This is a genomic window from Ramlibacter sp. P4_H7 (assembly GCF_056400765.1).
This window is the reverse complement of record NZ_JBFUKP010000005.1, coordinates 188053-207494: the sequence shown is the minus strand read 5'-3', so window position 1 is coordinate 207494 and position 19442 is coordinate 188053. Positions and strand designations below refer to the sequence as shown.

The following is a 19442-nucleotide window of genomic DNA, read 5'->3' as shown; positions in this document are numbered from 1 at the left end:
GCGCGGCCTTATTCGGGCTTGAAGTTGATCGACTGCAGCACGGCGCCGACGCGGTCGTAGTCGGTCTTGAGGCTGCGCACCATCTCGTCCGTGGTGCGCGGCGTGCCCGCCTCGAACCCGGTGTCCAGCATGCGCGTGCGCAGGCCGGGATCGGCCAGCACCTTGAGCACCGCCTCGCGCACGCGGGCCTGCACCGCGGCAGGCGCGTCCGGCGTCGACCACAGGCCCATCCAGGCCAGCGCTTCCAGCTGCGGGTAGCCGGCCTCGCGGAAGGTGGGCACGTCGGGCAGCTGCGGCGTCCGCTTGGGCGTGCTCACGGCGAATGCCTTGATCTTGCCGGACTTGATCAGCGGCAGCGAAGTGGCCAGGCCGTCGAACATCAGCGGCACGTGGTTGCCCATCACGTCGGCCAGCGCCGGCGAGGAGCCCTTGTAGCCGACGTGCGTGAGCTGGACGCCCGCCGCCTGGTTCAGCAGAAGACCCAGCACGTGCGACAGCGTGCCCGGGCTGTACGAGGCGTAATTGAGCTTTCCCGGGTTGACCTTGGCGTAGGCGACCAGTTCCTTCAGGTCCCTGGCCGGGACGGACGGATGGCCGACCAGCACGAGGCCGGCACGCGCCAGTTCGGCCAGCGGGCGCAGTTCCTTGGCCATGTCCCAGCGCAGCTTGACGATGTGCGGGATCTCGCTGACCAGCGAGTTCACGCCGACCAGCAGGGTGTGGCCGTCGCGCGGGGCCTGCAGCAGCTCGCCCACGGCGATCGCGCCGGCGGCGCCGGGCTTGTTGTCGACGATCACCGGCTGGCCGAATTCGCGCTGCAGCGGTTCGGCCACCAGGCGGGCGACCAGGTCGGCGCTGCCGCCGGCGGGCCCGGCCACCACCAGGCGGACCGGACGCACCGGCCAGGCCTGCGCGCGCGCGAACGCGGGCAGCAGGGAAATTGCGGCGGAGCCGAGCAGGGTCCGGCGGGAGATGTTCGATGTCATTTCGATGTCCTCATTGTCATGCCGCGCCGGGCAGCAGGCGCAGAAGCACCAGCGTCAGCAGGGCGAGAAAGGCGGTTTCGGCCACCATGAGCGCCACGGGCTTCAGGCCCACGGTCACGAGTTCCTTCAGGTGCGTCTTCATGCCGATGCCGGCAATGGCGGCGACCAGGCACCAGCGCGATAGGTCGCTGCCGGCGGTGTTCAGCGGCTTCGGGATCCAGCCGGTGCTGTTGACGGCCACCAGCAGCGCGAAGGCCACGGCGAACCAGGGCAGCAGCGGCGGGCGCTCGCCGCCTTCGGCCGCGCCGGCGCGGCGCGTCAGCAGGGTGGCGACCAGGATCACGGGCAGCAGCATGGCCACCCGCATCAGCTTGACCAGGGTGGCGGTGTCGCCGGCCTGGGTGGACAGGCTGTAGCCAGCGCCCACCACCTGCGCGACGTCGTGGATGGTGGCGCCCAGGAACATGCCCGCCTGCTGCGCCGGCATGCCCAGCGCGTTGGTGACCATCGGGTACAGCACCATGGCCAGCGTCGACAGGGCCGACACGCCGATCACGGTGAACAGCGTGGCGCGGTCCTTCATCGGGTGCGCGGGCAACGCGGCCGACAGGGCCAGCGCCGCCGACGCGCCGCAGATGGCGGTCGCGCCGCCGGTGAGCAGGCCGAACGAGGTCTTGAAGCCGACCAGTCGGGCGGCGGCCATGGACGCGAGGATGGTGACCACCACGGAGAACACCACCATGCCGACCGGACCCCAGCCCAGCGCGACGACCTGCGAGGCCGTGATGCGCAGGCCGAGCAGCGCGATGCCGATGCGCAGCAGCTGGCGCGCGCTGAACTCGATGCCGGGCCGGCAGGCGCCGTCCGCGGACAGGAAGTTCATCGCCATGCCCAGCAGCAGCGCGAACAGCATCACCGGCGCGCCGTAGTGCTCGGACAGGAAGGCCGACGCCGCGCCCACGACGCCGCAGGCGAGCACCCCGGGCGCGAGGTCGCGCACGCGGTCGGATGCAAGGGAGAAGCGGGCAGCGACTTGCATGGCGGTCACACCGTGGGCAGGCGGTGCTCGCGGAACTGGTCGCGCAGCTTGTTCTTCTGCATCTTGCCGGTGGCGCCCAGCGGGATCGCGTCGACGAACACCACGTCGTCCGGCGTCCACCACTTGGCGATCTTGCCCTCGTAGAACTGCAGCAGCTCGTAGCGCGTCACTGCGGCGCCCGGCTTCTTCACCACCACCAGCAGCGGCCGCTCGTCCCACTTGGGGTGCGGCGCGGCGATGCAGGCCGCCATCGCCACGGCCGGGTGGGCCATCGCGACGTTCTCCAGGTCGATGGAGCCGATCCACTCGCCGCCGGACTTGATGACGTCCTTGCTGCGGTCGGTGATCTGCATGAAGCCGTCGGCGTCGATGTTGGCCACGTCGCCGGTGGGGAACCAGCCGTCCACCAGCGGATCGCCGCCCTCGTCCTTGAAGTAGCGGCCGATCACCCAGGGGCCGCGCACCAGCAGCTCGCCGGAGGCCTTGCCGTCGCGCGGCAGCTCGCGGCCTTCGTCGTCGACGATCTTCATGTCGACGCCGAACACCACGCGGCCCTGCTTGGCCTGCAGCGCCAGGCGCTGTTCCGGCGGCAGCGCCTGCTGGTGGGGCTTGAGCACGCAGGCGGTGCCGAGCGGGCTGAGCTCCGTCATGCCCCAGGCGTGCAGCACCTGCACGTCGTAGCGTTCCTGGAAGGCGCGCATCATGGCGGGCGGGCAGGCCGAGCCACCGATGATGGTGCGGCGCATCGAGCGGAATTTCAGGTTGTTGGCCTCCACGTGCGCCAGCAGGCCCTGCCACACCGTCGGCACGCCGGCCGACACGGTCACGCCTTCGCCTTCGAACAGCTCGTGCAGGCTCTTGCCGTCCAGGAAGGGTCCGGGAAACACCAGCTTGGCGCCCGCCATGCACGCCGCGTAGGGCAGGCCCCAGGCGTTGACGTGGAACATGGGCACCACCGGCAGGATCACGTCGCGCGCGGAGATGTTCAGCGCATCGGGCAGCGCGCTGCCGTAGGTGTGCAGCACGGTGGAGCGGTGGCTGTACAGCACGCCCTTGGGATTGCCCGTGGTGCCGGAGGTGTAGCACAGCGAGCTGGCGGTGTTCTCGTCGAACGCCGGCCACTCGAAGCGGTCGGACTGCGACTCCAGCAGTTCCTCGTAGCACAGCAGGTTGGGCACGCCGGCGGCCGTCGGCATGTGCGCGCGGTCGGTCATCGCCACGAAGGCCTTGATGGTCTTCACCCGGCCGGCGATCGCCTCGATCAGCGGCAGGAAGCTCAGGTCGAAGAACAGGACCTGGTCTTCCGCATGGTCGGCGATCCACACCACCTGGTCGGGATGCAGGCGCGGATTGAGCGTGTGCAGCACGGCGCCGGAGCCCGACACCGCGTAGTACAGCTCCATGTGGCGGTAGCCGTTCCAGGCCAGCGTGGCGACGCGGTCGCCCATGCGGATGCCGCGCTCGGCCAGCGCGTTGGCCATGCGGCGCGCGCGGGCGGCGAGCTCGGTGTAGGTGAGGCGGTGGAGGTCGCCCTCGACGCGGCGCGACACCACTTCCTGGTCGCCATGGTGGCGCTCGGCGTGGGTCAGCAGGGAAGAGATCAGCAGCGGCTGCTGCATCATGGAGCCGAACATGGGAGAGTCCTCGGGTCAGTGCGGGTCGGCGGCACGGGCCGCGTCCGCTTCATAGGTGCGTGCGGCGCGCAGGAACGCGGCCGCGGCGACGATGGCGAACAGCGGTGTCACCGCCATCGCGAAGGGAAGGCCGTGCGCGTCCGACAGCAGGCCGGCGATGACCGGGCCCGCGGCCAGGCCGAACAGGTTCTGGAACAGCGCGAGCACGGACGAGCCGCTGGCGCGCAGGCCGGGGTGGATCACGTCGATCACCACCGCGGACACGGGGCCCACGGTGCAGGTCATGACGAAGCCGCCGGCGGCGATCAGGCCGAACTGCAGCGACGGGTCCAGCGCGACGCCGAAGGCGGGCAGCGCGAAGGCGGTCGACAGGATGCAAAGCGACAGCAGGCACAGGGCCGCCATCGCATACAGCTTGTTGCGCAGGCGCCGGCTGCCGGCGCGGTCCACCAGCGCACCCCAGGCGACGCTGCCGACGGCGCCGCACAGCACGATCAGCGCGGCGCGCACCGAGGCCTGCTGCGGCGCCATGCCGTCGACGCGGTTCAGGAAGCTGGGCAGCCAGGACCACAGGGCCGACACCACGATCAGTTGCGCGGCGCCGCCGATGCAGACGAACAGCATGGTGGGCGAGCGGGTGAGGCCGCGCGCCACGTGGCGCAGCACGTCGCCCGCGGTGCGGGTGGCATCGTGCAGCCGGGGCGTGAGCTCCACGGTGCGGTAGTCGCGCACCTTCAGGTACAGGAGCGACAGCACCAGGCCCGGGATGCCGACCAGCCCGAAGGCGGCCTGCCAGCCCCAGCGGGCCGCGATCACGCCGCCCAGCATCACGCCGAGCACCGAGCCCACGGAGGCGGAGGCGAAGAAGCCGGCCATCAGCGCACCGCGCATGCGGGCGGGGAAGTGGCTGGCGATCAGGGCGGCGCCGACGGAGCCGTAGCCCGCCTCGCCCAGGCCGACCGCGGCGCGCGCCGCCAGCAGCTGGCCGTAGCCGCGCGTGAACATGCAGGAGATCGTGGCCAGGCTCCAGACCGTGGCCATCACCACGATGCTCTTGACGCGGCTGGCGCGGTCGGCGAACAGCGCGATCGGCAGCGCGCCGAGGGCGACCGTCACCGAGACGATCGACACCAGCGAACCCAGCTGCGTGTCGCTCAGGCCCCATTCGGCCTTCATGTGCGGGAACAGCGACACGATGACCTGGCGGTCCACGTAGTCCATGACCATCAGGGCCAGGGTCATCGCGAAGGCGAACCAGGCGGAGCCGCGGCTGAACAGGTAGCTGTCGGCGGCCACCGGCCGCTCGGCGTCGAGGGCGAGGTCCATGGTCAGGGCACCAGGACGGTCGCGCCGGTGGTCTTGCGCGACTCGAGGGCGCGGTGCGCCTCGGCGGCGTCGCGCAGCGGCAGCATGCGGCTGGGCTCGCTCCTGATCTTCCCGGCCTCGACCAGTCCGAACAGCTCGCGCGCCATGTCCAGCATGTGGGCGCGGGGCGTGGCGTAGTGGATCATCGCGGGACGGGTGAGCCAGATCGATCCCTTCACCGCCAGCAGGGTGGTGTCGATCACGACGTTGCCGGAGCTGGTGCCGTTGCTCACCAGCGTGCCGCGCGGCTGCAGGCTGTCCAGCGAGGCCATCAGCGTGTCCTTGCCCACGGAGTCGTAGACCACCGGCACGCCCTTGCCGTCGGTGAGCTCGCGCACGCGCCTGGCGATGTCCTCGCGCGAGGTGACGATCACCTCGGCGCAGCCGTTCGCCTTCGCGACCTCGGCCTTCTCGTCGGTGCTGACGGTGCCGATCATGCGCACGCCCAGGGCGCGGGCCCACTGGCAGGCGATCAGGCCGACGCCGCCGGCGGCCGCGTGGTACAGGATGGTCTCGCCGCCCTGCAGGGGGAACACCTGGCGGAACAGGTACTGCGCCGTCATGCCCTTCATCATCAGCGTCGCCGCGGTGGCGTCGCTCACGCCGTCCGGCAGCGGGATCAGCACGTCGGCCGGCATCACGCGCACGTCCGAATAGGCGCCCTGCGGACCCAGCAGGTAGCCGACGCGGTCGCCCGCCTTCAGGTCGGTGACGCCGGGGCCCACCGCCTCCACCACGCCGACGGCGTCCGAGCCCAGGCCGTTCGGCAGGGGCATGGGATAGCGGCCGGTGCGGAAGTAGACGTCGATGAAGTTGACCGCCACGTAGGCATGGCGCACGCGCGCCTGGCCGGGGCCGGGTTCACCGGCCTCGACCTGCTCGTAGCGCAGGACGTCGGGGTCACCGGTTTGGTACAGGCGGATGGCATGGGCCATGGAAACTCTCCAGAAAGAAAAGGGGCGGCTCAGGCGGCGAGGGGCCGGGCCTGCAGCTGCGCGATCAATGCGTGGGCGCGGGGCCAGGGGCCGTAGCCCGAGGCGGGATTCAGGTGGCCGACCTCGCCCAGGTCGACCAGGGTGCTGCCCCAGTCACGGGCCAGCTTCTCCACGCGCTCGAAGCGCGCGAGCGGGTCGTTGCGGCTGGCAGCGACGATGCTGCGGAAAGGCAGGCGGTGGCGCGGAACCGGCAGCCAGCCGCCCACGTCCAGGTCGGCCAGCGTCGGATAGCCCGGGGGCATGGGCTGCTCGAAGTCCGGCGGCGCGGCCAGCAGCGCGCCCAGCACGGGCCGGCGCGTCTGCTGCGCCCAATGCGCCACCATGACCACGCCGCCGCTGTGGGCGACGATCAGCAGCGGCCCCTCGATCTTCTGCGCGGCGTGCTCGATCGCGAGCACGCGAGTGTCGCAGTCGAGGTTGTCGCGCCCCATCGGCGGCACCGCCACGACGCGCGGAAGTTCCGCGGCCAGCAGCGTCTGCCAGTGCTGCGCGACGTGGTCGCGCAGCCCCGGGACGATGAGGATGGTGGGTGCTGCCGGCATCACCGTCAGGCGACCTTGCGCAGGAAGCCCTGCTGCCGGCCCGCCGCGTTGGGCGCGAAGCCGTTGGCGGCCAGCGTCTCTTCCACGGTCTCGTAGAACACGCCGATCTTCAGGATCGCGCGCGCTTCCTTGCCGGTGGCGACCTCGCGGCCGAACTCGCGGGACATGCGCACCAGCTGCTCGATCTGCTGCACGGTGGTCATCTTCGCCGTGCGCGACTGGTTCCAGAGGTTGTCCTCGATGCCGCAGCGCACGTGCAGGCCCATGGCCATGCCCATCATGTTGATCGGCAGCACGTTGCGCATGCTGCTCTCCACCGTCAGCATGGCGCCGTCGGGGATGGCGCGCAGGAAGTGCGCCAGGCTGTAGATGGTCGGCTGGTCCATGCCGCCGCCGATGGCGACCCAGTTGCACACCAGCGGGCCCTTGTAGACGCCGCGGCGCATCAGGCGCTCGACCGTCTCGAAGCTGTTGATGTTGTAGAACTGGAATGCGCTCTGGATGCCGGCGGCGCTCAGGCGGCGCACGTGCTCCTCCACCCAGGCCGGGCTGGAGGGCACGATCATTTCGCGGTAGGCCTGGTAACCCTCGGGCGTGGCCAGCGAGGTGCCGGCGATGTCCTCGGCATCCATCTGCTCCACGACATTCATCTGCGTGGTGTTGACGGTCACCGTCACCTGGTCCGGCTTGGGATCGAGTTCGGCCAGCATGTGGCGCGTGTCGTCGCTCAGCCACTTGGCCTTGGCGCCGTCGCTTTCGGGCGCGAAGGAGATCGAGCCGCCCACCTGGATGATCATGTCGGGCGCCGCCTTGCGCACGCCGGCGATCAGCTCGTTGAACTTGGACAGCTTCTTGGAGCCCTTGCCGTCCAGCTCGCGCACGTGCAGGTGCAGCACCGTGGCACCGGCGTTGTAGCAGTCCACCGCCTTCTGGACCTGCTCTTCCATCGTCACCGGGATGTCCTGCGGGAAGTCGGAGGGAATCCACTCGGGGCCGTAGGGCGCGGCGGTGATGACCAGCTTGTCCTGGTTTTCGGGGAAGAGGGAGCCGTCGAGGAAGTTCATGGGGGTGCCTTTGTTTACGGGGAGGTGGGTCAGAAGGGCAGGTCGCCGATGATTCCGGCGCGTTCCATCTTTCGATGGCAGGGCGGGTAGTCCATCACGGCGTAGTGCTGGGTGGAGCGGTTGTCCCACATGGCCATGGAGTTCGGCTTCCAGCGGAAGCGCACCTGGTACTCGGGGATGAACGCCTGGCTGACCAGGTAGCGCAGCAGGTCGGACCCACCGTGCGAGTAGTCCTGCCCGTAGCGCACGTTGGCCGCGGTGTGGAAATTGGTGAAGTGCGTGGTGAAGGCGTTGACGAACAGGATCTGCTCGCCGGTCTCCGGGTGCGTGCGCACCACCGGGTGCTCGGCATCGGGGAACTGCGCGTGCAGCGCCAGGCGCTTTTCGATCGGCATGGCGGCGCCGAAGCTGGCCTCGATGCTGTGGCGGGCGCGCAGGCCGGCGATCTGGTCCTTCACCTGCTGCGGCAGGCGCTCGTAGGCCAGCGCCATGTTGGCCCACATCGTGTCGCCGCCGACGGGCGGGCATTCCACGCAGCGCAGCACGCAGCCGAAGGGCGGCTTCTCGCGCCAGGTGGCGTCGGTGTGCCAGGCGTTCTCGTAGCGGTCGTTGGGGCTGTCCGGCGACTTGTAGATCCGGACCAGGCCGGGATTCTCGGGGTCGCTGCCGGCCACCGGGTGGTCCTCCAGCTCGCCGAAGTGGCGGGCGAAGGCCACGTGCTCGGCGCGGGTGATGTCCTGGTCGCGGAAGAACACCACCTTGTGCTTGAGCAGCAGCGCGCGGATCTCGGCGACCAGGTCGGCGTCGCGCGAGGCGACGCCCAGGTTCACGTTGCCGAGTTCGGCGCCGATGGCGCAGGTGAGGGGCTCCACGTGGATGGAGCGTTGCAGGGAAGACGCCTGCACCACGGCGGGTGCGGTGGGGCGGCTGGTCTCCGGGGTCGCGAGCGTCATGGCTTCTCCTTGGGATGCGCGAAGGTTAGGCATCGCGCGCCCCTCGCTCCCCCCCGTCATAGAGGGGGGCAGCAGGATGGCCGGCTCAGGAGGTGGCGGTGTCGGCCAGCAGGCCGAGGATGCGGGCGCGGGAGACGACCTGCTTGCGCGTGCCGGCGTCCAGCTTGGCGAACAGGTTCTTCATGTGCCACTTGATGGTTTCCTCGCCCACCTGCATGGCCAGCCCGATTTCCTTGTTCGACAGGTTGCGGGCCAGCAGCTCCAGCACCTCGCGCTCCTTGGGCGTGAGCGCCATGCTGGGCGTGGCGCGGGCCACGGCGGCGCGGGCCGGTGGCGCCTGCATCGGGGCGGCCACCGCGGGCGACGGCACGGCGGCGGGCGTGGCGTTGCGGACCCAGTCGGCCAGCGCCGGGTGGGCGTCGGCGAACACGCGCTTGAGGCCGCAGGTCTCGGCCAGGCCGATCGCCTCGCCCAGCAGCGCCTGCGAGCGCTCGCCGCAACGGTCCAGCGCATAGGCCCGCAGCGCCATCGCCTCGATGCGAACGCGGCCCTGGCGCGTCTGCAGCGCCACCGCCTCCACCTCGGCGAAGGCCGGCACCGCGCCGCGCCAGTCCTGCCCGGCGATGGCGGCGTAGCCCTGGGCCATCTGCCGCAGGCCGGCCACGCTGCGCCGCCACAGCGGCCCCTGGGGCGCCTGCGGATCGTCCAGCAGCGCGTCGACCTGGCGGCACAGGTCGCGGCAGGTCTCGCTGCGGAAGCGCCGGGCGTGCAGCCGCGCCTGGTCGGCCAGGCTGGCGATGCGCAGGCGCGGCAGCCGCCGCGCGATGCCCACGGCGTCGAGGGCGCCCAGCAGTTCGAGCGCGCGGTTCTCGTTCTCGCCCGCTATGGCGATGCGTGCCATGGTGCGGAACCCCAGCATCACGCATTCGGGCAGGGCGCCGCGTTCCAGCACGTCCAGGCGATTGGCCAGGAGCGCCGCCGCTTCCTCGGGCCGGTCGCGCTCCCACAGGGCCGCGGCCAGCAGCGAGGCCAGCATGGAGGCGAAGGTGCTGCGCCGCCCGAGGTCGGCCTCGGCGCTGGCCAACGCCGGGCGCAGGAGCTGTTCGGCCAGCATCACCTGGCCTTCCCACAGGTAGGTCAGGGCGATCACCAGGTCGCCCCAGCGCGCGAGGTAGGGTGGCGCCTCCATGCCGGGGCCGCGCGGGGCCTGCTGCTGGCGCAGGCGTGCCAGCGCCGGCTCGCCCTCCAGCAGGGTGCGGAAGGCCGTGCGGTTGGCGTGGATCTGCAGCAGCAGCGCCGTGCTGATCGGCGGCGCCTCGGCCCAGGGTTCGTGCAGCTCGGCGAAGCGGTCCGGGTCATCCGCGAACACGGCGGCGCCGCCCAGGATCAGCGCGCATTCGCAGCGCAGGGAATCGTCCACGCCCGGCTGCGCCAGGATGCGGTTGACCAGCTGCTGGGCCTGCTCGTTGCGTTCGCTCACCGCCAGCGACCAGGCGGCGGCCAGCAGCAGGCGCGGGCGCCGGTCCAGTTCCTCGGGGGGCAGGTGGGCGAGCCAGGCCAGCACGGTGCCCTGGCGCCCCTGCTTCATGAGCGATTCGTACAGGCTGCGCTCGGCCAGCTCGTAGGCCTGCTGCTGCTGCCCGGCAGCGAGCGCATGCCGGGCGGCGTCCTCCAGCAGGCCGTGCGCGGCCAGCCAGCCGGCCGCGCTCGCGTGCAGGGCCTGCTGCGCATCGGCCGGCAGCTGCTGCAGCCGCTCGCGCAGGGACTCGCGCGCCAGCGAGTGCATGCGCAGCCAGTCGGTCTGCTCGGCCGTGACGAACACCGGCGTGTCGCGCACCAGGCGGGCCAGCCGGGCGCCGACGTCGCCTTCCGGCACGAGGGCGCGGCACAGGTCGGGGTGCAGGGGATCGGCCACCGAGACGCGGGTGAGGAAGTCCAGGTCGTCGGGGTCCAGGCTGCCCAGCAGGTAGCCGAGCATCTGCGAGCGCAGTCCGCCGCCGTGCGTCGCCATCCGCGGCAGGTGCGTGCGGCTGCCGGTGGCGGAGGTGACAGTGACGGACAGGGCCAGCTGCAGGCCCAGGGGCCAGCCTTCGGTCAGTTCGTGCAGGCGCGCGACCTCGTCGCGGTCGATCGCATCGCCGAAGCGGTTGCGCACCAGCTGGATGGTCTCGTCCAGCGTGAAGCGCAGCTGCGCGGTGCCCACGGCCAGGCAGTCGCCGTAGGCCACCAGGTCGTCCAGTTCCAGCTCGCAGTCGGTGCGGGCGGCGACGATGCAGTGCAGGTTGGGCGGGGCATTGCGCAGCAGGTAGGCGAGGGCCTCCCGCGTGGCGCGCGGCAGGCGGTCGGCCTCGTCGACGATCAGCACCAGGTTCAGCGCGGTTTGTGCCACCTCCGCCAGCCAGGCGGTCACGCCTTCCAGGCCCGAGGGGCTGCCGACCTGCAGCAGGGCGTGGCCGAAGGTGGGCCGGCCCGCGCCCACGCGCACGGCCAGCGCGAGGCTTTGCACGAAACGGGCGGGATCGTCCTGCGGCTGCGCCATCAGCCAGGCGACCGCGGCGCCGTGCGCCAGGTGGTCGCGCCGCAGCTGTGCCAGCAGCGAGGTCTTGCCGAAGCCGGCCGGCGCCTGCACCACCACCACCGGTGGTTCGCGCAGCGCGGCATCGCCGCCCAGGCCGGCACGCGCGATCACGTTGCGCGGCAGGCGGGGCGGCGTGACCTTCAGCAGCAGGTCGCTGGTGGCGGGGACGACGCTGGTGGACACGGCGGGTGCAGGTTGCGTGCCCATGGTAACCCTCGCAAGGATGGGCACCAGCCCCCCCGGCGGGGGGAGGGTCGCCGCCCCGGGCCGGTCCTAAGCTGGGCCAGCCCTACGGGATGGATCCCGCGCAGGAGTTTCCATGTACCACCACATCCTCGTTCCCCTCGATGCCACCGACCTGTCGATCCAGGTGGTGGGCGGCGCCGTCGCCCTGGCGCGGCCGCTCGGGGCGCGCATCACCTTCTTCCACGTCGTGGAGCAGTCCGACGACTCGCTCGCCGGCGACCTCGAGCTGCTGCGCGTGACCTCCCCGGAAGTGCACGACTACGCCCGCAGCGGCCGCACCCGCGAGCTGCTGGCCAAGGCGGAAGCCGGCGCGCGCGCCTTCGGCGTGCCCTGCGAAGCCCGCTGGGCGCGCGGGCGCCGTCCCGCTCCGGCCATCGTGGAGGCGGCGCGCAGCCTCGGTTGCGACCTGATCTACATGGCGTCGCACGGGCAGGGCGGCAAGCTGGGCATGGCGCTCACCTCCGACACCCTGTCGGTGGTGATGGGCGCCGGGCTGCCGGTGCTGGTCGCGGCGGCCGGCGAGCCGGCGCCGCCGGAACGTGCGATTGCGGTGATCCGCGACGAACACCGCGCGATCGCGGCCGTGATCCACGCCGGCACGCGCATGCTGGCGAGCGCGCGCGAAGCCGGCGGCGCGGTCGACGAGCCGTCCATGCAGGCTGTCGTGGCCTACCTGCGCGGCTTCCCGCTCACGCAGCACCATCCCAAGGAGGAACGCCACCTGTTCCCCAGCGTGCGCGCGCGTACCCACGCGGTGGACGCCGAGCTGGACGAGCTGGAGCGCCAGCACCTGCGCGATGCGGCGCTGCTGGAGGAGCTGGGCCGGCTGACGCAAGCCCTGGCCGCCGCCGCCGACGCCGCGGGCCGCATCGCGCTCACCGACAAACTGGCAGAGGCCATGGGCCGCTATGCCGAACTGCACTGGGAGCACATGGGCCGCGAGGAAACGGTGATCCTGCCGGCCGCGCAGAAGCACCTGCAGCCAGAGGACTGGGAGGCGCTCAACGCCGCCTTTTCCGAGCCGGGCGCGATGCCCGAGGGCGAGTTGAGCGGGCTGGACTACCACCACCTGCTCGGCCGCATCGTCTGAGGTCCCGCCCCCCCGACGCGAGGAGGCGCCGGAGGCACCCGGCTGCCTAAGCTTCGACCTGCGGCGGGACCTCCGGCCGCGGACCCCGGATTCATTTCACGCCCGCCCGCAACGCCGCGGCGCGGGCCTTCCATGTTGTGCCGACGCCGCGCCCGCACCCGGCGCCTGCCGCAACCGGCGTCCTGAGCCGGCATCGCCCCACGAGGGGCGTTGTCGCGTCCAATAGTTTAAATATAAACAATTCGAGGTTCAATTGACAGACGATGGGGAAAGCGCCGGCTCGCGCTGCATGCGCCTGCTGGTCGCGAGCCAGTGGGCGCCGGGCCAATCGGCCGTGGGAGCGCTGCTGGCGCGACGGCGCGAGTGGCTCCAGCGCGCGGGGCAAAGCGGCGTGCGCACGGCGCTGCTGTACGCGTCCGGCTGGCTGGTGCAGTGGCACGAAGGATCGGAGGGCGCCGTGGCGGCGGAGTGGCAGCGTGTGCGCGACGATCCGCTGCTGCGCAATGCCCGCCTGCTGCATTCCAGCGCCGGCCCGGCCGTGCTGCAGGCCCCCGTGCAACTCACCTCGCTGCATGGACTGGAGACGCCGGCCGACGTCGCGCGCCGGCTCCATGCCCTGGCCCATGAACAGGAGCAGGGCTGGGTGGCCGACCCGGCGCACATCTGGCAGGCGCTGGGCGCGCCCTGCCGCCTGGGCCGGGTGGGCGTCCTGGGCCGGGTCGGCCCGCGCGAGCTGCTGGCGGTGGCCGGCGAGGACAACGAGGCGGTGGACCTGGTGCGCCTGCTGGCGCAGGACCATGGCGTGCCGGTCGCTTACCAGCGGTATGCCGACGACAACCTGGAGCGCCGCGATGTCGGCGCCGCCTATGCCGACGTGCCGCGCGAGGGCAACCGTGTCACCCGCGTGCAGGCGCTGCCGCGGCGGGCCCTGGAGGGCGGGGCGCCGCTGCTGCTGGGCGTTTCGCAGATCGATCGCCTGCTGGTGATGCTCGGCGCCGACGGACGCCGCGGCCGCGCCCTGCTGGCCGAAATCGCGCAGCTCCTGCACACGCTGCGGCGCCCACCCGAAGTGCAGCTCGTCTGTCGCTGTCCCGGCGCGCTGCGCCATGCGACCGACGCGCTGGACCGGGTGCCGGGGCTGCGCTATGCCATCGTCGCCGCACCGGGCACCGCGCGCTTCGGCGCCGACCTGGCCGAGGAGATGCTGGATGCGGGCGCCGAACAGGCGTGCTGCCCGGCGTGACAGGGGCGCGCTGAGCCAGCCGCCCGCAGCCGCGCGCGGTCAGCCCTGGTAGCGCTCCACCGTGCCCACGTCACGCACTTCCGCGGTGTTCGGGTCTTCACCGAACTCGCGCTTGGCGCGGCGCTGGCGCAGCAGGTCCCAGCACTGGTCGAGCTGCTCTTCCAGCTGCTTCAGGCGCTGGTCGCTCGCCCCGGTGGCGGGCGGCGCATCGCGCAGCTTGTGTTCCTCTTCGACGAGGGCGGAAATCCGGGCGAGGATGGACTGGTCACTCATGCGCGCACTCCTTCAGGGCGAAGGAAGATCGTACGCCTGCACGCCGCTGCGCGTGGGGCGCGGCAGCCTCAGGCTTTGGCCAGGCTGGCCTTGGCGAGCACCCGTTCGACGCGCGCCGGCCCACCCGCCACGTGCTCGGCCAGGTTGAGCCGCGCGTAGCGGAAGGCGTCCAGCACCGCGACCATGTCGTCGGCGACCTCTTCGTCGAGTCCGCGCAGGGTGCGCAGGGGCAGGGACCGGTTGTTCCACACCGCCGTCAGGAAGCCGACGATGTCGCGCTGGTGCCGGGCCTCGCGCTCTTCCGCCATCCGCAGCAGCCGGTCGAACGCGGCCAGCCCGCGTTCGGTGGCCTCGTGCGAGCGGATTTCCTCGCCCATCAGGCGGCACCGCTCCAGCAGCGTGCCTTCGTGGTCCACCCGCATGCGGTCGCCCTGGCCGACGATCAGTTGCACGCGCTCGATGTGTTCCAGGTTGGCGTGGTGGCGCCGTTCGCGATCGGTCTTGCTCATCGCAGTCCCCTTGCGGCGCTGGGGCGCCGGCCACCTCCGCTTTGTACTTCAGCCGGCGGCAAAGCGACAGCGAGGAAGCACGCAGGAGCGGGCCCGCGTGGCGCGCGCGCCGCATGGCGGGGACTTGCTGCGCCGGCTCGCGGTGGCGAGGCACCGGCGCGGGCGGCGCGCTAGAAGCGCGTCGACACGCCCACCACGATCGCCTTCTGCGCCGTGAGCTGCACGCCGTTGACGTACTGGTACAGCGGCTGCTGGTAGTACGCGTAGAGGCGGAACATCTCGCCCAGCTTGTAGCTCACGCCCGGGCTCAGGAAGATGGAATGGCCGCCGCTGTCGTCGGGCTCGGCCTGCAGGCCGCTGTCGCGTCCCTTGGCGATCACATTGAGCTGCAGCAGTCCCGAGAACCGGTCGGTGAAGGGGTGGGCGTAGCCCAGGTCGGCGGTGAACTGCGCGCCGGGGCGGAAGTCCTCGTGCGAAGTCAGCGGCTGCTGCAGCTGCACCTGCGCGAACCACGCGGCCCCGCTGCGCGCGATCTCCTGGTGGAAGATCGCGCCGGCGATCAGGTCGGTGGTGCCGCTGCCCGGCTGCAGGCTGCGCTCGGCGATGTCGCCGTCCGCGTTCGCCACGTCGGTCTTGCCGGTGGGCAGCTTCAGGCCGAAGAAGAAGCCCGCCGTGCGCGGCGCCGCGTCGCTGCCCTCCAGCGAGCGCTGGTAGCGGCCGACGAGGCGCACGTCGCCGAGTTCGCGGAAGTCCCACTGCTCGGGAATCGGGACGCCGTGGTGGTTGTGGACGTGCAGGTGCTCGCGGTCCACGACGGGCACCGTGGCCGTGATGCCCCACCCGGAGGCCCAGGTGTGGCTGTAGGTGGTGACCAGGTTGCGGTTGGTCGTGCGGACCTCGTCATGGTGGTGCGGGATCTCGCCGACGGCGATGCGGCGCGAGCCGGTGCGCGGCTGGTCCTGGGGGATGTATTCGTAGCGCACGTCCAGGGTGCTGCCTTCCGTCAGCCCGGTGGTGCCCGCGCCCCAGTCCGTGTTGATGGAGCAGAAGGCGGAGCCGCAGCTCGCCCAGGCCCCGAAGGAGAACAAGGAGGTCAGCGCTGCCAGGGCAGCGACCAGGTGTCTTGGAGTGAAGTGCATGGGAGGACAGGTTTCTGGCGGGTGGGTTTCCTTGCCCCGCCGCAGGGAAGTCAGCGAACTGTAGAGCGCAACAGGTGAAGGTGGATTTGGCTGGCACCTTCTCGTTTGACGCCCGTCAAGGGAGCGTCATCCGGGCGCGCATGCCCGGACCCGCGCATGCAGCGAGGCAACAGGAAGGCTGGCCTAGGCAGCAGCCGGCGGGCCGCGGGCCGGCGGAAGCGCAGACGCGACTTCCCGGACGTCGGGGGCACGGTCGGCCAGGCGGATGCTCGCGGCCGGGGCCGCGAGGATGGCAGGCGCGAAGGCCGGCGGCGGCGGTGCGGCCGCGTGCGCGCAGGCCGGGCACTGCGCGTGGTGCCCGCCGAACCGCGACCCCTGGTCCGGATCCTTGGGAACCAGGCTGGAAGCGCCGACGGAACAGACCCCCTCGAGCCCGGGCGCCGTCAGCGCGGGGGAGGCCAGCATGGCGCCGGTCCACAGCAGGAACCACAGCGCGATGAAGCGCGCGAGGCTGCGTGGGCGACGCAAGGTCTGCATCGGACGATTATGCCGCCCAGCTCCAGCGGACTTGCCCTGGCTGCCCCGTCGCGCCGGCTCGGGAACGCAATGATGGATCGGGGATCCCGGCGGGGTTGATGCACATCAGTGGCGGGTGACCCCTGGACGGCCATGGATGGCCGCAGCTTCCTAGAATCGTCGCATGCGCAAGAGACTGCTCCTCGCCTGCCTCGCGGCCTTCGCCCTGGTGCCCGCGTGGAGCTTCCATGCGCTGCCGGAGAAATTCGAGCCGGCGCGCGATGCGGCGGCGGACGTGCAGCAGGCGGTCGCCCTGGCGCAGGCGCAGCGCAAGATGGTGCTGGTCGACGTCGGCGGCGAATGGTGCACCTGGTGCCACGTCTTCGACCGCTTCGTCGAGCGCAGTCCCGAGGTGCGCAAGGCGATGCAGGAAGGCTACATCCTGCTGAAGGTGAACTACTCGCCGCAGAACCGCAACCAGGCGCTGCTGTCGCAGTGGCCCAGGGCCCAGGGCTATCCGCACTTCTACGTGCTCGACGCCGGGGGCCGCGTGGTGGCCTCGCAGGCTTCGGCCGAGCTGGAAGCCGCCCGGGATTACGACGAAGCCCAGGTGCTGGCCTTCCTGCGCCGGCATGCCCTGGCGCAGTAGCCGTCCCTGACCGCGGGCGATCGACACGATCGCAAGACGCCGGTGGGGCGCTGAGAGTTCGACCTAACCTCAGATACGCACCCTGGAGTCGAGCCGGCGCAACGGGCCGCGCAGGGACCGCCCCTACAATGAGCGGGTTGGAAGCGTGGCCGAGCGGTTGAAGGCACGGGTCTTGAAAACCCGCGAAGGGGCAACCCTTCCGTGAGTTCGAATCTCACCGCTTCCGCCACATGTCCGCATTTCATTGGCCTCTGGGCGTAGGCGGCGCGCCCGGCCGTGGCACCAGCTGCGCCGGGTCGTAGAAGAAGGTCTCCTCGGCAATGCGTTCACCCTCCCAGCGCTGCCAGGCGATTTCCTCCAGTTCGCTCACCGTGCCGTCGCGCCATTCGAAACGGAAGAACCACCGGATCATCACGTGATCGCCGTTGCAGAACCACGGCCGGAGGCAGCGCGATTCGATGCGGGCGGCACGGGCGCTGATGCGGTGCTCGTTGGCAACGTGGGCGTCGCGACCGACGCGTGGCTGCGCGCGGTTCTCCTGCATGGTCGATTGCTCGGTATAGAACTCGGCGCACGCCAGGGCATGCTCGCCGCTTTCCACGCGGCTGATGAATCGTTCGATCGTTTCTCGGGTGGGCATCAATGAAGCCTGCGTTGGAAAAGCAGCAGTCTGGCCAGCACGGGCGCCTCGGTCTTGGACGCATTCAACATCGAGGGGCAGAAATGGCCCTGCCCTTCACCTCTCACCTCAGACCTCAAGCCGCTGTTTCAACCCAGCGAGGATCCCGGGCCAGCCCTCCTTGCATGCAGCGTAGACCTTGCTCGCCGGCGGAAAGCCGCGATGCAGCACGTGCAGGCGCGTCCCGCGGTCTGTCGGCGACAGCAAGAGTGTGAGCAGCGAAGGCGGCTCCGTGGCGAACGGCCCGAACGTAGGCCGGAACGTGTGCTCGATCAGGCGCTGCGGCACCAGTTCCTTCAGGAGATGTTCGTCCGTGATCTTCCCGTCACGGCGATAGATCACCATCGAGCCCGGCAACCAGTCGGACTCGATGCGCGTGCCACCCCAGTAAGTCTGGGTGATGTCCGGATCGGTGAGTGCGCGCCACACGGCAACGGGAAAGGCGGCAATATCGACTTCCTCATCAATGACCTGGCTATGCATCTGTTTCTCCCTTGAATGCCTGATGCGCCCGCAACCAGGCGCCCGGCGTGATGCCGAACGCGATCTTGAAGCGCCGCGTGAAATGGCTCTGGTCGACAAACCCGACACGCACCGCGACCTCGGCGATCGGCGCGCCCTGGCGCAGAAGGTCCATCCCATGTTGCAAGCGCACGCCATGGAGATGGACGCGCGGCGGCATGTCGAAGGCGGCCTTGAAGGCGCGGGACAGGTGCACCCGCGACACTCCGGCGACCGCCGCCACCTCGCCGATCGTGAGATCACCGTCGTGGTGCGCCTCGATGAAGTCCCGCGCGCGCCTCAGCCACGTGGCCTGCCCCTCGCCCGCCTTCATGTTTCAACCATCCAAGACATCCTTGCCCGCCCCTCTCACACTGGCGCGTACGCATCGAAAGGATCCGCATGCCCCAAGCCGTCAACCTGCAGGCCAAGCTCGCCCTGTTCAACGATCACTATGCTCCGCGCACCATCGCGACCTTCAACGGACATGACCTCATGGTCGTGAGGGCGCATGGCGCCCTCGACTGGCACGAGCATCCCGACACGGACGACTTCTTCCTCGTGCTCGAGGGCCACCTGCGCCTGGAAACCGAGCATGGCAATGTGGAGCTCGGAACCGGCGATCTGTATGTGGTGCCCAGGGGCGTACGCCATCGGCCCGTGGCCACCGAAGAGTGCTGCCTGCTGCTGATCGAGCCCACCGGCACGCCAAACACCGGCGACCCCGCGACAGCTGCACCGCGCCAGCTCGCCTGAGCTGCCCGGTTCGTCTTCCTGGCCGCGGTCTCGCCGACCCGGATGCAGATAGATCCCGAGATGATGATCACACGTACCTCATGGATACCAGGAATGGAGTGCAGGCGGACCGAGAGCCGAATGCTTCCCCACTGAACCTACTCGTCTCGCCAAGCAACCGCCGCATCGCAGCTCGCGCTCCACATGCGAACTGCCGCGGGCAGCTCGGGCGACTCGCGATGCCCGCACATCGCTTCCACGAGTCCTGCGGGCGCGATCGTCCCGGAGGCCGATCGGAACAATCCACGCGTGGTGACCACGGCGACCGTCTTGTTCCGGCGAACGAAACGGTGTTCGATATAGCTCCACTTCCTGTCCCATCCCAGCAGGCGCGTGCGGATCTCAATGGCCTCCATCAGGCGGACCTCTCGTCGGTACTTCGCGGTGACGTCGCCCATCACGGGAATGGCACGCTGGCGCACTGCCAGGCGCGCGAGGCCGGATCGCACGACGTAATCCACCCGGGCCAGGTCGGCCAGCGTGAGGTAGCGCCCATTGTTCACGTGGCCGTTGATGTCGAGGTCATTCGGCCAGATTCGCACGCGCAGGACGGTCTCCTCCAGCAGGCCGCAGCCCGGCCGCGTGAAGGCGCGAACAAGCACGGCGATCAAGCGAAACCAGAGATTCACCGCGCCTCCTCATGTCC

At 70.7% G+C, this 19442-nt stretch carries 21 protein-coding genes and 1 tRNA gene; 5 read left to right on the top strand and 17 right to left on the bottom strand.

Going from position 1 to position 19442, the window contains the following annotated elements; all coding sequences use genetic code 11:
- Positions 1-8 precede the first annotated feature (8 nt).
- The 9 genes from AC1DSA_RS09605 to AC1DSA_RS09565 all read right to left on the bottom strand — a co-directional run bounded on the left by AC1DSA_RS09605 (position 9) and on the right by AC1DSA_RS09565 (position 11363).
- Complete coding sequence (locus tag AC1DSA_RS09605; protein ID WP_477888434.1) at positions 9-986, bottom strand: Bug family tripartite tricarboxylate transporter substrate binding protein; 978 nt, start codon at positions 984-986, stop codon at positions 9-11.
- Positions 987-1002: 16 nt separating this feature from the next.
- Complete coding sequence (locus AC1DSA_RS09600; protein WP_477888432.1) at positions 1003-2025, bottom strand: YeiH family protein; 1023 nt, start codon at positions 2023-2025, stop codon at positions 1003-1005.
- 5 nt (positions 2026-2030) lie between these two features.
- The gene (locus tag AC1DSA_RS09595) at positions 2031-3659 is read right to left on the bottom strand and encodes a 3-(methylthio)propionyl-CoA ligase (protein ID WP_477888430.1); all 1629 of its coding nucleotides are present in this window, start codon (positions 3657-3659) and stop codon (positions 2031-2033) included.
- 15 nt (positions 3660-3674) lie between these two features.
- Complete coding sequence (locus AC1DSA_RS09590) at positions 3675-4985, bottom strand: MFS transporter (RefSeq protein ID WP_477888428.1); 1311 nt, start codon at positions 4983-4985, stop codon at positions 3675-3677.
- A 2-nt stretch (positions 4986-4987) separates the two neighbouring features.
- Positions 4988-5959: a quinone oxidoreductase family protein gene (locus AC1DSA_RS09585; RefSeq protein WP_477888426.1), complete on the bottom strand. Its 972-nt coding sequence runs from the start codon at positions 5957-5959 to the stop codon at positions 4988-4990.
- Between the two features lie 29 nt (positions 5960-5988).
- Positions 5989-6561 carry an RBBP9/YdeN family alpha/beta hydrolase gene (locus AC1DSA_RS09580; protein WP_477888424.1) on the bottom strand — a complete coding sequence of 191 codons (573 nt, stop codon included), beginning with the start codon at positions 6559-6561 and terminating at the stop codon, positions 5989-5991.
- Positions 6562-6566: 5 nt separating this feature from the next.
- The gene (locus AC1DSA_RS09575) at positions 6567-7625 is read right to left on the bottom strand and encodes a beta-keto acid cleavage family enzyme (RefSeq protein WP_477888422.1); all 1059 of its coding nucleotides are present in this window, start codon (positions 7623-7625) and stop codon (positions 6567-6569) included.
- A 29-nt stretch (positions 7626-7654) separates the two neighbouring features.
- On the bottom strand, positions 7655-8503 hold the full coding sequence (locus AC1DSA_RS09570) for a TauD/TfdA dioxygenase family protein (protein ID WP_477888713.1): 849 nt from the start codon (positions 8501-8503) through the stop codon (positions 7655-7657).
- A 160-nt stretch (positions 8504-8663) separates the two neighbouring features.
- Positions 8664-11363, bottom strand: coding sequence for a winged helix-turn-helix domain-containing protein (locus AC1DSA_RS09565; protein ID WP_477888420.1), 2700 nt, complete (start codon positions 11361-11363; stop codon positions 8664-8666).
- A 112-nt stretch (positions 11364-11475) separates the two neighbouring features.
- On the opposite strand from AC1DSA_RS09565, the gene AC1DSA_RS09560 reads away from it, so the two are divergent.
- Together AC1DSA_RS09560 and AC1DSA_RS09555 are read left to right on the top strand one after the other, a co-directional pair.
- Positions 11476-12492 carry a universal stress protein gene (locus AC1DSA_RS09560; protein ID WP_477888418.1) on the top strand — a complete coding sequence of 339 codons (1017 nt, stop codon included), beginning with the start codon at positions 11476-11478 and terminating at the stop codon, positions 12490-12492.
- Positions 12493-12745: 253 nt separating this feature from the next.
- Positions 12746-13735, top strand: a complete 990-nt coding sequence (locus AC1DSA_RS09555; RefSeq protein WP_477888416.1) for a hypothetical protein — start codon at positions 12746-12748, stop codon at positions 13733-13735.
- Positions 13736-13774: 39 nt separating this feature from the next.
- Here the strand turns inward: AC1DSA_RS09555 and AC1DSA_RS09550 are convergent, their stop codons facing one another.
- From AC1DSA_RS09550 to AC1DSA_RS09535, 4 genes are all read right to left on the bottom strand, one after another.
- A complete protein-coding gene (locus tag AC1DSA_RS09550) occupies positions 13775-14008 on the bottom strand; it encodes a DUF2630 family protein (RefSeq protein ID WP_477888414.1) in 234 nt (77 codons plus the stop codon).
- Positions 14009-14076: 68 nt separating this feature from the next.
- Complete coding sequence (locus tag AC1DSA_RS09545) at positions 14077-14517, bottom strand: DUF7673 family protein (protein ID WP_477888412.1); 441 nt, start codon at positions 14515-14517, stop codon at positions 14077-14079.
- A 170-nt stretch (positions 14518-14687) separates the two neighbouring features.
- Positions 14688-15656 carry a transporter gene (locus AC1DSA_RS09540; RefSeq protein ID WP_477888410.1) on the bottom strand — a complete coding sequence of 323 codons (969 nt, stop codon included), beginning with the start codon at positions 15654-15656 and terminating at the stop codon, positions 14688-14690.
- A 183-nt stretch (positions 15657-15839) separates the two neighbouring features.
- Positions 15840-16193: a DUF2946 domain-containing protein gene (locus tag AC1DSA_RS09535; RefSeq protein WP_477888408.1), complete on the bottom strand. Its 354-nt coding sequence runs from the start codon at positions 16191-16193 to the stop codon at positions 15840-15842.
- A 163-nt stretch (positions 16194-16356) separates the two neighbouring features.
- Between AC1DSA_RS09535 and AC1DSA_RS09530 the strand changes: the two genes are divergently transcribed.
- The gene (locus AC1DSA_RS09530; RefSeq protein ID WP_477888406.1) at positions 16357-16821 is read left to right on the top strand and encodes a thioredoxin family protein; all 465 of its coding nucleotides are present in this window, start codon (positions 16357-16359) and stop codon (positions 16819-16821) included.
- A 139-nt stretch (positions 16822-16960) separates the two neighbouring features.
- Positions 16961-17050: transfer RNA gene (locus AC1DSA_RS09525), tRNA-Ser, on the top strand.
- A 12-nt stretch (positions 17051-17062) separates the two neighbouring features.
- Here AC1DSA_RS09525 and AC1DSA_RS09520 read toward each other — a convergent pair.
- From AC1DSA_RS09520 to AC1DSA_RS09510, 3 genes are all read right to left on the bottom strand, one after another.
- The gene (locus AC1DSA_RS09520; RefSeq protein WP_477888404.1) at positions 17063-17461 is read right to left on the bottom strand and encodes a nuclear transport factor 2 family protein; all 399 of its coding nucleotides are present in this window, start codon (positions 17459-17461) and stop codon (positions 17063-17065) included.
- Positions 17462-17569: 108 nt separating this feature from the next.
- Positions 17570-17983 (bottom strand): SRPBCC domain-containing protein, encoded by a 414-nt coding sequence (locus tag AC1DSA_RS09515; RefSeq protein ID WP_477888402.1) that lies wholly within the window; start codon positions 17981-17983, stop codon positions 17570-17572.
- Positions 17976-18335 carry a helix-turn-helix domain-containing protein gene (locus tag AC1DSA_RS09510; RefSeq protein WP_477888400.1) on the bottom strand — a complete coding sequence of 120 codons (360 nt, stop codon included), beginning with the start codon at positions 18333-18335 and terminating at the stop codon, positions 17976-17978. The genes AC1DSA_RS09515 and AC1DSA_RS09510 overlap by 8 nt, the downstream gene beginning before the upstream one ends.
- A gap of 68 nt (positions 18336-18403) precedes the next feature.
- Between AC1DSA_RS09510 and AC1DSA_RS09505 the strand changes: the two genes are divergently transcribed.
- Positions 18404-18757, top strand: a complete 354-nt coding sequence (locus AC1DSA_RS09505) for a cupin domain-containing protein (RefSeq protein ID WP_477888398.1) — start codon at positions 18404-18406, stop codon at positions 18755-18757.
- 137 nt (positions 18758-18894) lie between these two features.
- Here AC1DSA_RS09505 and AC1DSA_RS09500 read toward each other — a convergent pair whose 3' ends face one another.
- A complete protein-coding gene (locus AC1DSA_RS09500; protein ID WP_477888396.1) occupies positions 18895-19425 on the bottom strand; it encodes a thioesterase family protein in 531 nt (176 codons plus the stop codon).
- Positions 19426-19442: the final 17 nt, after the last annotated feature.